The organism is Streptomyces sp. F001 (assembly GCF_004187715.1).
Classification (GTDB): Bacteria; Actinomycetota; Actinomycetes; order Streptomycetales; family Streptomycetaceae; genus Streptomyces; species Streptomyces flavusporus.
Window position 1 is genome coordinate 1 of sequence record NZ_QZWF01000077.1, and the last position, 7,456, is coordinate 7,456.

General features: G+C 68.7%; 11 protein-coding genes. 5 read left to right on the forward strand and 6 right to left on the reverse strand.

From position 1 onward, the window contains the following. Window positions 1-244: 244 nt before the first annotated feature. Both StrepF001_RS43480 and StrepF001_RS43485 read left to right on the forward strand, forming a co-directional pair. Window positions 245-442 (forward strand): hypothetical protein, encoded by a 198-nt coding sequence (locus tag StrepF001_RS43480; protein WP_129803594.1) that lies wholly within the window; start codon window positions 245-247, stop codon window positions 440-442. Next, entirely contained in the window at window positions 439-615 is a 177-nt protein-coding gene (locus tag StrepF001_RS43485; protein ID WP_206307156.1) for a hypothetical protein, read from the forward strand. Before StrepF001_RS43480 ends, StrepF001_RS43485 begins: the two co-directional genes overlap by 4 nt. 63 nt (window positions 616-678) lie before the next feature. Here StrepF001_RS43485 and StrepF001_RS43490 read toward each other — a convergent pair whose 3' ends face one another. Beyond that, window positions 679-2,280 (reverse strand): ISL3 family transposase, encoded by a 1,602-nt coding sequence (locus StrepF001_RS43490; RefSeq protein WP_129803595.1) that lies wholly within the window; start codon window positions 2,278-2,280, stop codon window positions 679-681. A gap of 130 nt (window positions 2,281-2,410) precedes the next feature. On the opposite strand from StrepF001_RS43490, the gene StrepF001_RS43495 reads away from it, so the two are divergent. After that, window positions 2,411-2,806 carry a GNAT family N-acetyltransferase gene (locus StrepF001_RS43495; protein ID WP_129803596.1) on the forward strand — a complete coding sequence of 132 codons (396 nt, stop codon included), beginning with the start codon at window positions 2,411-2,413 and terminating at the stop codon, window positions 2,804-2,806. A 147-nt stretch (window positions 2,807-2,953) separates the two neighbouring features. Here StrepF001_RS43495 and StrepF001_RS43500 read toward each other — a convergent pair whose 3' ends face one another. Together StrepF001_RS43500 and StrepF001_RS43505 are read right to left on the reverse strand one after the other, a co-directional pair. After that, complete coding sequence (locus StrepF001_RS43500; protein ID WP_240797985.1) at window positions 2,954-3,655, reverse strand: hypothetical protein; 702 nt, start codon at window positions 3,653-3,655, stop codon at window positions 2,954-2,956. Continuing rightward, entirely contained in the window at window positions 3,652-5,052 is a 1,401-nt protein-coding gene (locus StrepF001_RS43505) for an SMI1/KNR4 family protein (protein WP_129803597.1), read from the reverse strand. The genes StrepF001_RS43500 and StrepF001_RS43505 overlap by 4 nt, the downstream gene beginning before the upstream one ends. 139 nt (window positions 5,053-5,191) lie before the next feature. Between StrepF001_RS43505 and StrepF001_RS43510 the strand changes: the two genes are divergently transcribed. Beyond that, complete coding sequence (locus tag StrepF001_RS43510) at window positions 5,192-5,686, forward strand: hypothetical protein (RefSeq protein WP_129803598.1); 495 nt, start codon at window positions 5,192-5,194, stop codon at window positions 5,684-5,686. Between the two features lie 234 nt (window positions 5,687-5,920). On the opposite strand, the gene StrepF001_RS49890 is transcribed toward StrepF001_RS43510, so the two are convergent. Both StrepF001_RS49890 and StrepF001_RS43515 read right to left on the reverse strand, forming a co-directional pair. Continuing rightward, window positions 5,921-6,052: a hypothetical protein gene (locus StrepF001_RS49890; protein WP_276322899.1), complete on the reverse strand. Its 132-nt coding sequence runs from the start codon at window positions 6,050-6,052 to the stop codon at window positions 5,921-5,923. A 220-nt stretch (window positions 6,053-6,272) separates the two neighbouring features. Beyond that, entirely contained in the window at window positions 6,273-6,458 is a 186-nt protein-coding gene (locus tag StrepF001_RS43515; RefSeq protein WP_129803599.1) for an SMI1/KNR4 family protein, read from the reverse strand. 460 nt (window positions 6,459-6,918) lie between these two features. On the opposite strand from StrepF001_RS43515, the gene StrepF001_RS43520 reads away from it, so the two are divergent. Then, entirely contained in the window at window positions 6,919-7,236 is a 318-nt protein-coding gene (locus StrepF001_RS43520) for a DUF5713 family protein (RefSeq protein ID WP_129803600.1), read from the forward strand. Window positions 7,237-7,261: 25 nt separating this feature from the next. Here the strand turns inward: StrepF001_RS43520 and StrepF001_RS43525 are convergent. Then, window positions 7,262-7,456 (reverse strand): transposase (locus StrepF001_RS43525; RefSeq protein WP_165396574.1); only part of this gene is annotated, 195 nt, incomplete at its 5' end.

The following is a 7,456-nucleotide window of genomic DNA, read 5'->3' on the forward strand; positions in this document are numbered from 1 at the left end:
ACTTCCCCCGTGGCGGATGGGCGGGGTCTCGCGTATCTGGTGTTGTCACGGACGTGGTGGGGGTAGGGACTGCTGCACGGTCTGGTGACATCTGATCTGGCTTGCCCGTGGGGCGGCCTGGAAGGATGTTGCTGTGCCTGTCCCGTATCCCCAAGAGTTCCGTGACGACGTCGTGCGTGTGGCGCGCAACCGCGAGAAGGGCGTCACCCTTGCGTAGATCGCGAAGGACTTCGGCGTCCATGAGATGACGCTGTCGAAGTGGCTGCGTCAGGCCGCCGCGGAGGACGGTGAGGAGCCTGGTGTCACGAGGTCCGAGTCGGCGGAGAACCGTGAGCTGAAGAAGCGGATCAGGCTGCTGGAGCAGGAGAATGAGGTCCTGCGCCGGGCTGCGGCGTATCTGTCGCAGGCGAACCTGCCGGGAAAAGGCTCTACCCGCTCGTGAGAGAGCTCGCCGCGGAGAAGATTCCGGTTGCGGTCGCGTGCCGGGTACTGGGGCTTGCTCGCCAGCACTACTACCGGTGGCTTCGCCGACCGGTGACCTGGGCCGAGATCACCGAGGCCCACCGGGCGAACGCGCTGTTCGACGCCCATCGCGACGATCCCGAGTTCGGCTGACGGCGGCCGTGGCAAGCGGTTCTGATCCACTTCTTGTGGGGCGGTTGCGGAGGGTGACGGCCTTCAGTCGGCGAGGAGTATCTGCAGCCGGAGGAGGTCGAACCCGGCACGACCGTACCCGTCCCTCTTGATCCTTTTCGCTCTGTTGACGTTGCCCTCGACCTTGCCCGAGCTCCATTCCCAGGTGAGGCCGGCGGTGACGGCATCGAAGTCCTGTCGCAGGCCACGGGCCAGACTCTGCAGCGGCTTCATCCCGGTGCCCTCGGCGCTGGCGAGCCAGCTCTCCAGGTCGCTGCCTCGGCGCTCGGTCATCATCGCGGCGAAGGAGCGGACGCACGCGGCGACGGCGTCGAGTTCGGGAGAGCGGGACAGGAGCTTCTTGAGCTTGAGCGTGCTGCTCTCGTCCAGGTTGTCCGGGTGCGAGGTGATCAGCCAGGTGGCCGTGCGGACCGTCAGTGTCTTGGGCTTGTCGGGTGCGGGTTTGCCGCTGGCCCGGATCTCCTGGAGGTGCCGGCGCACGGTCCGCTTGCTGCCAGTGAAGCCGAGTTCGACGATCTCCGCGTGGAGCCGTGCCGCGTCCGTGCAGCCCTCGTTCCAACGTCGGTGCAGGTAGGGCGAGTAGGCGTGGATCTGGCCGTAGCGCCGCGAGCCGGTGCCCAGCGACGCATCCTCGGGCGTGGCCGCGTGCGCATACCGGCGTACCGTCTTGCGGTCCAGCCCGAGCGTGTCGGAGATCGCCTGGATCGGGACGCCCTTGTCATAGAGGGCGTGCACGGCAGCGTGACGCTCGCGGCGCCGGATCACGCGCATCCCCTCCGGCCGCCCGGGCACCTCCTCCTGGACCGCCGCGTCCTCGTGCCCGACGGTGGCGTCAGCGGGAGCGTCCTCGATAGGCTCGGCGAGGCAACTCCGGTGTGTGACAACGCACTTCTCGACGGCTTCGCACAGGTTCTTCCACAAATGGAAGCGGTCCGCGACCTGGATCGCGTCGGGGCAGGCGGTGCGTACGGCCTCGGCGTAGGCACTGGCCCGGTCCCTGCAGACGATCTCGGCTCCAGGGTGTGCGCGGAGCCACGCGGTGAGGGTCTCCGCGGTGCGGTCGGGCAGGACGTCGACGCGTTCTCCGGTCTCCATGTCCAAGATGATCGTTCCGTAGACGTGCCCCTTCTTTAGGGCGAAATCATCGACGCCCAGCACACGTGGTGCGGCACTGACGTGCTTGTCCGGAAGCCTGCGTACCAGTCTGAGCAGGGAGTTCGCACTCGTCGGGATGGACAGGTGCGCGGCCAGCCGGGCGCCCGGACGTCCGGCGAGCGCCAGTGCGATCTTCTCCAGCGAGCGACGCAGGAGCGGTGTGCGCCGCGCGAATCGCTCGGTGAGCCCGTCCACTTGCTCGACGAACGTGCGACGACCGCACTCTGCTGCCGGGCAGAGGAACCGTCGCACCAGCAGGTCGATCACGACCTCCTGCCCGGCCGCCGCGAGGTCGGCAAGACGTCGCCGGTAACCACCGTGGACACGGCCGGACACAGCGCCGCAGTCCGGACAAGCCGCCTCGCGCGTCGCTGTTCGCGCCGCGAGGGCTATCCCGCCGCCGTCCGTTCTGACCTCGTCCACCACTACGGAGGACAGATGGGAGAACGCCGTCGAGAACGTCGAGAACACGCTGCAGTCACACGAATGGCCATCCTTCCAGCTAGTTGTGACGCTGTGTCACCGCTCCACAAGAAGTGGATCAGAACCCGACTCCACGGCCGCCAGCGGGGCGAACTCCTGGCCGCCTACGGGGAGAACTATGCGGCCGTTGACATCCGGCGCCTACCGGGGGAAGTACGCCTCGATCATCTCCAGTTACCGAGTCACCGCCGACTACATCGCCCGGCACCGGGTTTTCGTGGCCGTCGATGCGGTCGGGCGGCTGCTGGGCTTCTACGCCCTGGTGCTGGAACCACCGGAGCTGGACCTGGCGTTCGTGGCGGACAGCGCACAGGGAAGGGGCATCGGCCGGCTCCTCATCGAGCACATGGTCGGCCAGGCCAGGGAGGCCGGTCTGACTGACCTCCGCGTGGTCTCTCATCCCCCAGCCGAGGAGTTCTACCGGCGCCTGGGCGCCGAGCGAGTGGGGACGGTCGCCCCGTCGCCGCCGAAGGTCGCGTGGGAGCGCCCGGAGCTGCGGTTCACCACCGTCTGACCAGGCGCGGCCGGCCGGACTTCTCACCCCTCGGCAACGACGCTTCCAGCACAGCCCATGGTTCGTCCGTCAGATCTCCATGTGCCGCGAACCAAGATCGTCCCATGGTCAGGATCTGCTTTCGGCACGCGCCCCGGCGACTCGGCGTCAGTGCTGGTTCACCGGAAAGACGGCCGCCGGATCGCAACGCGCCGGGCAGGCCAACAGGTAGACCTCGTTGCCGAGGAACAGGAGGTAGGCGTCGTCCCGGATGCTGTAGGGCTGCACCGGGGCCCCGGGGTGGACGCCGAACTCCTGGTACTCGGGTACCTCGCAGAGGAACGCCATCTCCGTGCCGCACGCGCACCAATACCGCTCGGGCCACTGTGCCCAGGCCGCCGTACCACCCACCTTGAAATGCACGTCGAACGGCCCGTGCGCGTCCACGAAGGGCCGCAGGGTCAGGGGCAGGGCGCGCACGGCCGGTTCGGGCTCCGTTTCCGGCACCCCCGGGTCACGCTGGAGCAGCACCCGCCAGAACGAGCCCGGGAACGGCGGCTGCGGAGCCTCCCAGAACCGGGGCACGAGGCGGCCGTCGGCCGTCACCGGGTCGGATGCGTCGTTGTGGTGGGCGCAGTGGAAGACCGACAGGTGTTCTCCGCCGAAGAACTCGATGTCGTCCGGCAGGTCCAGTTGGAAGAACAGGGCCATCCGCTCGCCGCAGAAGCAACGCGGCCACTCCTGGTCGTCGTCGAAGTAGGGCCACCCGCCCAACGAGTTCCGGGCCGGCCGGTCCAGCGGTTCGGTACCGGTCTCGACCCTGTACGCGGGCGACGGCGCCCACATCTCCTCCACTCCGCCGTCGCTCACCGGGTGCCCCCGGCCGTCCGGTCGGTGCCCAGGTCGCCTTCGAGGACGGTCCGGGTGATCAGGGGGCGGTCCCACAGGGCGAGGAGCTCGTTGGCGAGGTCGAGGACCGGCAGCGGGTGCTGTTCGCCCTGCACATCGATGGCGGCGGCCGACAGGCTCCGGGGGACGGCGCCCGCGTCGAGCAGGACGCGCCACTCCTCGGGGCCGAGGCTCAGGTACTCCAGACCCGTCAGCCCGGCGATCTCCAGGGGATCGGCCAGCGTGCCCGGGGAGGCGGTGAGCGTCCGCAGGCGGGGGAGGCCGGCGACCGGGGCGAGGCCGACCGGCTCGCCCTTCCGACCACCGATCCGGAGCACCTCCAGCTCGGGCCGGGCGGCGGCCACCATGCCGCCCGGGCTGTGGGTGCTCACCTGGGCCACCACCGGCGGACGGTTCCAGTCATCGTCCGAGCGCCAGTCGTCGCGGTGGTTGACCACCATGTCGGTGAGGGAGTCGGCGCGCAGTGCGGCCCCGATGCTCCGCTCGTGGTCGATCATGATGACCTGCCCGGCGTGTCCGCCCGGGCCCGGTGTCAGGTCGAGGGCCAGCCGGTCGCCGCCGCCGTTGTCGCCGAAGGCAATCCAGCCAGGCGAGCCGACGAGGCCCTGCACGGCGGCGTCCGGTGCGGTGACGACCGCGTCCTTGGCGGCGAACTGCCAAGGGCAGGGACGGGACCAGGCGTCCGCGATGTAGAGCCCGTCCAGGGGGAGGAGCTCACAGCCGACCGCTTTGCTGACGCGTTCCTGCGCCGCGTAGTCGCCGCTCCAGTCCTGCCACCGCGCACGGGTGACGCGGTAGAGGGCCTTGAGCTCGTCGGGCAGCGTGACACCGAGGCGCGCCTCCGCTGCGGCTATTTCCTCCTCGGTGGCGCCGATGGCGTCGGGGAGCCGCTCGCGAAGGGTCCGCTCCAGCAGCGCCGGGTCCGCCGACGGCGCCGGCGCCGCGCCCGGGACCTCCTCGGGCAGGCGCCGCCAGGGCTCGGGAACGGCGCCCTCGACCAGGAGCAGGGCTCCCACGAAAGGGCTCCTGACGCCGTGCTCCACGGCGGGCCCCGCGTCGATGACATGGAGCACGGTCTTCCCGTCCGGCGCCGTCTCGACCATGTACGACACGCCGCTCGCGCCGTCGGCCCTGAGGGCGGCCTGGACCCGTTCCACGGCGGTGAACTGGTCCTGCATGTCTGCCACTTGCAGGGCTCGCCCTGGCACTGGGCGCGGCTGTTGCGCGGGCAGGGTCCAACTGCCGAGACTGATCTGGCCCGTGAAGCAACCACCCGGCGCGGCAAGCTGCTCCGCGTGGGAATCCCGCACCAGCCGCAGCAGCGGCTCCCAGGTCGCGAAGTCATGTATCGAGGACAACGGCGCTCTCCGCTCGGTCGGTTGGTTGGCCGGCAGCACTACTGATCACTGCGTGCGACGCGATCCTAGGACCGGCCACTGACACTGCCGCTCCGTCTGATCTACTGCCTCCCGAGACACTGAGACCGGGAGAAGAGCGATGGGTGTTCTGACCGACTACTTCCGCGCACCGAACGCCGCAGCGGTGGTGCAGTCGCTGGAGGAGACGGACGGCGGATCCCCACTCCACGCGGAACCCCCGGTGTTCGACGGAGTCGACGCCAAGCGCGTGGATCCGGTCGTCGTCCTGGGGCAGCTGGTCGCCGCCATCCGCCGGACGGAGTGGCGGGTGGACCTGGTGGAGCAGACGACCGTGTGGCCGACCTCCCCGGAACCGGGTCCGGACGGCCTCGTGTCCGAGGACGAGCCGTGGGCGACGGGACCGTGGGTGTCGGAACTCCGTCCCCTGGTAAGGGACACACTGGCCGGAGTACGGGACTCCGAAGTTCCCGCGGTCGTCGCCAGATGGGTACAGGCGGAGGAACTCCAAGAAGCGAGCCTCGAGGAAACGCAGCCACTGGCCGAGGAACGCTTCCTTCTTTCCAGACGGGCTCACGAGGCCGGTGAGCGGCTTTACTGCTGGATGTCACTGTGAGGCCGCGCCGCCGCTGATCGTTCCTGTCGGCCGCTTGCCGCGAGGCGGGTGGCATGTCAACCCCATGCCGGATTCGTCTGCGCAGCCCACTCCGAGGACGGCTGGCTTCGTTGATCTCCAGGAACAGCGTTCGGCGACTGGTTCTGGAGGCATTCGATGATCATGTGGTCACGGATCTCGATGGGAGACGACGGCACTGTCGTGTCCACGAACGGGGGACGGCCAGCCTCTCCGTCAGAGCGGCCGACCGTCGAAAGGGCCTCCGGAGCCGGGCTCGAACGTCGTGCCGAGGTCGTACTGCGCGATCCCGAAAGGTTGGAAATCGGCATCGGCGAGGACGCGGTAGAGGAACTCAGAAGTGGACATGTCGTACCGGCTCCATGGGCCGCAGTCATTCGACCGCGCGAGGACGGGTAATCGCCCGGCCGCTCGGCATCGATCAGCCAGAAGTACTCGTGGGCCCATTCGGTGGAACCCCACTCGACCAGCCCCTTGCCTCCCGTCGCGTAGATCGCATAGGGGTAGACGGCGGAGACGTCCCCGAACCTGCCGTCCCGGTCGACCGACAGGGAGACCCGCCACTGTGTCAGGAAGTCGAACGAGACGCCCTCGTCGCGCCCCAGAAAATAGAAGACGCCCCGCCGAACGTCTCGTAGAGCTCCTTGTAGTCCGCCGGCAGCGGGACCCCCGGCTCTCCTTCGATCGCCGCCCAGTCGACGGAGATCCCGAGCGGTTCCCACCCGGTCAGTTCGATCACTCGCTGAACCCACATACGACAATCTCCTGGCACTGATCTTCGTTCCGGTGTTCCTCAAGCCCTCGTCGAAGCCCGGGTCCGGATGCAGGCGCGCTGCGTTCCGTAGCCCCCTCACGGGCCGGAGACAACTACGGCGTCCCCCCTCAAGCGCTACGGCGACGACCAGGCAGGCGACGGTGACGCAGGCGGCGGTGCGCCGCCCCGGAAGAGACCGGCGCGGCAGGCGGGGAATCAGTACCGTGCTGGTCCACGCGGCGGACGCCGGCCGGGGGAGCCGAGTCTCCGCCCGGTCGTTGACCAGGTGACAGTGCTCGGCCCGCGGTACGGCTTCCAACCGGCCCTGCTGACACGGGGCCGGACCTGGGCCTGTCGTGAAAGTCCTGGTTACGTGTGGCTGATGTGCATGGGTGGCGTCGTTGTCAGCGGCGCCGTGCATGATCGGCGCGTCAGCTTTTCGCGCAGTTAGGGAAGTCCCATGCCGATCAACCAGCAGGTCGCGGGCCACGTATTCCTGCGGCAGATGTACGACGACTCGTACTTCCCTGATCATGTGGTCGACAACGGGAAGGCGATCCTGCTGCGGCTGTGCGAGCGAATTGAGGCCGAGCAGCCGCCGGATCTGGAGGCCTTGTATGCGCTCACCCAGGCTGCGACGGAGGAGTTCAACCTGCTGGACAGGGAGATCGAGACGGTTGCGCGTGAATGGATCTGTGACGAGTTTTGTTTTCTCGCGTCCGGATACGGGTTCATGGGCGCGGACGCGGAGGAGCTGACCGCCGGCCGGGACTGGTGAACGAGGACGGGAAAGCCACCTCCGATCAAAGCCATTCGTTGACAGCTGCGATCAGTACGGTCGCCTCGTAGCGGACGGCAAGCTTGTCGTAGCGCGTGGCCACAGCGCGGTATCTCTTGAGGCGGTTGATCCCGCACTCGACCGCATGGCGCTCGCGATAGTCGGCCAGGTCGAACTTCGGCGGCCGGCCGCACGGCCTCGGCCTGGACCACTTCGAGGG